At 60.0% G+C, this 3,291-nt stretch carries 1 protein-coding gene; it reads right to left on the minus strand.

Features of this window, described 5'->3' with window-relative positions; all coding sequences use genetic code 11:
- Positions 1-60 precede the first annotated feature (60 nt).
- Entirely contained in the window at positions 61-3,030 is a 2,970-nt protein-coding gene (locus A8V01_RS26885; RefSeq protein ID WP_103099308.1) for a Tn3 family transposase, read from the minus strand.
- Positions 3,031-3,291 lie beyond the last annotated feature (261 nt).

Genomic DNA, 3,291 nt, shown 5'->3' on the forward strand with positions numbered 1-3,291 from the left:
TAGGCCTCACCTCAAGATTTGTTCGCCAGACAACGCTAAGCTGGAAATACTGAGAACATCCTAGGCGACGAGCCGAAGTCTGCCGTTCGGGTCGTGGAGTGCTCGGTACCCGCGGTTGCCGCTGAAAGATGCATCTTCCCAAAGGTAGTCACCTGTGAGGCCGATATGCGACCAACCCAGAGGTGAGACGTGCGCTAGCAGTGTTTCGTCGATCTCAATTCCCGAGTACCGCAGGTGATCGGCGGCCCGGCCGAGATAGAGGGCATTCCAGTATGCAATGGCGGCGATGAGCAAGTTGAGCCCAGATGCGCGGTATTGCTGGTTCTCAAGAGTTCGATCGGTGAACCGGCCCTGGCGGTTGGTGTAGACGGCGTCTGCCAGAGCGTGCCGGGCCTCTCCCTTGTTCAATCCGGCTTGGCAGGCGCGGCGCAAATCAGGCTGTTCCAGCCAGTCGAGCGTGAACAACGTCCGCTCGATGCGGCCAAGTTCGCGAAGGGCAAGGTCAAGCTTGTTCTGCCGGCGATAGGCGGAAAGCTTGCGCAGGATGATAGACGGAGCAACAGTTCCTTCCCGAATTGAGGCGGCCATTCGGACGAGATCATCCCACTCTGCCTCAATGGTGCCGACCTTGATCGCCTGGCCGAACAGACATTCGATGCCTTTGTAGTTTGCACCGGATACGATGGTTCCGAGCCGCCGGTCTGCAAGATCACGCATTCGAGGGACGAAACGGAACCCGAGCAGGTGGCACAGGCCAAAGACGTGATCCGACGCACCGCCGGTATCGGTATACAGCTCCTTCAGTGGCAATTCGCGGGCCCCTAGCATCAGGCCGTCGAGCACGTATGGGGCTTCGTTTGCGGTGGCAGACATGATGCGCGAACTGAACGAGGCAAAATGGTCGGAAAGGTGCGAGTAAATTTTGATACCTGGCTCGTGACCGTATTTTGCGTTGATCTCGGCTGCGCCCGATCGGATCCGGCCGGTGCGGAAGAACTGGCCGTCGGATGATGCACTGACACCTTCGCCCCAGTTTCGCGCGAACGGGAGGCGGTGATGTTCGCGCACAATCTGGGCCAGAGCAGCCTCGTAGTTATCGGGCGAGATATACCAGTTCTGGGTCCAGGCGAGCTGCGCATATGTGACGCCCTGGCTGGCGTTGGCCATGCGTTCGACGCCGAGATTCGTACCATCCGCCAGAATGGCGGCGAGCACGGCAGCGGGCTTATCGTGCTCCTTGCCCGAGCGGACATCCCGAAATGCAGAGAGAAATCCGGTACGTTCAGCGACTTCGAGCAGGAGTTCGGTAATTCGGACGCGCGGGAGTAGGGCATCGAGTTTGCGGTCAAGAGCTTCCGCTTCTGGTGGAGTCGCCGCTTGCAGCGGAACGACTTTCAGCTTTTCGCGAACGAGCGTCACGCCAGGCAAGCGGCCGGTCCGCAGCTGATGCGCGAAGTGACGCAATCGCCGATCAAGTTCGGCGCTCTTATGAGCCAGATATTCTCCGGAATTCACGTTGATCGGCAGTTCGGAGATTGCCGATTGTGCGGCCTTGCGGGGGAGCAGATAGGCGTCGAAACGCTGGTAAGCCCGCGTTCCTTCGACCCAGACATCGCCCGCTCGCAGTTTATCTCGAAGTGTCGCCAGCACGGCCGTCTCGTAGCGCGGACGGCTGACCTTTCCTCCCTCCATTATCAATTTGGACCAATGCCGATTGGAAAAGGGCATCGGCGGGTTTGCTGGCAACTGCGTACCCCAACTGCCGTTGGCCTGCTTGAGGAGATCGAGAGCGGAGAGCAGGTTGGTCCCGCTGCCCGAGGCCTTGAACGTGAATGTGTCGAGGAAGTTGCGGGAGAACCGGCGCAGTGTAGCGTATCGCTCGGTTGCAAGAACCAGAGTGTCCTCCTGAGCGAGATCCGCCAAGGCATCGACGTGCGGACGGGCTGCCATCAGGCGATGCCAGCCCACCATCTCATCGACCAGGACCAGCGGATCGCCGCCAGTTTCCTCTGCCATATCCAGCGCCGCGATCGTTGCACCAAACAGTCGCATGAGCTTGCCGACCGAAGGTGCTGTGTCCTGATAGCGGCGTTCCTGGCCACGCTTGGCTCGGGTGAACAGCCCGCCAATGAGGCGCTCGAACATCAGGATTGCGGCATCTGCAAGCTTGACCTCGAGATTGACGACCGCGGCTGCCAGCGTCGCTCTGCGGCGATTGTGGGAATAGTCGGCCAACAGAAACGGCGGAGCGACGCTGCCCTCGCGCACGAATTGGCCAAAGCGGAAGCCCGTGGTTGCTAGGCTGATTGCCGGTTCAATCCCGAGATCACGTATGAACTGCAGCCGCTTGAGAAGCGCATTCATGTTCTTGGTTGACGGAGATCCGGGCATATCCCGCAACCAAGCCAGCGGCGTCATACCAAGGGCTGGGTCATTGATCAGGAGTGCGTCGAGCAACTCCAATGTACTGCCGCCCAGTTCGGCGACGATTTCCGATGCTGCGCGCTTACGAGCGCGTGCTCTCCCGGCAAGCCCGGCCCGCTCGAGGGTGTCGGGCGGGGGCAGAATAAAGCGCTCCGCCTTCAGGTTATCCATCAAGGATCTGGCAATTGTTTCTCCGCGGTCACTGCGCATGGCTGCACGGGCTGCAAGTTCAATAGCGTGGGCAACATCCGCGCGTGTGAACGGCCTAAGACCGAGGTAATCAGCGGCAATTGAGCTGTGGTCGGTTCGCGTTTGCGGACGTTGACCATAGGCACCGTATGTGCCCGGAGCGACGCCAAGCTGCGCAGACAGGTAGTTGAGTATAGCATCGGGGATGTCCGAGTTCGTGCGCAGCCCAAACCCAGGATGCCGCAGTAAGGCAAGGTGAGCAGCAATACCGAGCTGATTAACGGGGCCTCGTCGCTTTCCGATGATATCCAGGTCTTCGACCGTCAGCGTGTAGTTCCTGATGATCGAGAAGTGGTCGGTTCTTGGTAGGAATAGCCGCTCGCGCTCTTCCCGCGTCAGTAAATTGCGCTGCGCCATGTTGTACCCCGCCTGAGTCGGAATGACCCCCCAATCGGTCAGGCTAGACCCGCGCAATGGGGCAGGCATGCAAAAAGGTTATTGCAGAGTTTCAGAGACATCTCCGGCTTAGCGTTGTCTGGCGAACGAACCTTGAGGTGCCCCCACTCACGCCGGATTGTACCGGGTGCGGCCGAACCCGCCGACGTCGCCGCCTGGATCCGTGCGCTTGCCGGGATCGATCCATCGTCCGTAAAGACCCGCGCCATGGCCACGATCGAG

Origin of the sequence: Novosphingobium guangzhouense (assembly GCF_002896965.1) — a bacterium.
Classification (GTDB): Bacteria; Pseudomonadota; Alphaproteobacteria; order Sphingomonadales; family Sphingomonadaceae; genus Novosphingobium; species Novosphingobium guangzhouense.

Excerpts from the sequence above, each read along its gene's own strand:
- A8V01_RS26885 (WP_103099308.1), bottom strand. The coding sequence starts at position 3,030 with ATGGCGCAGCGCAATTTACTGACGCGGGAAGAGCGCGAGCGGCTATTC.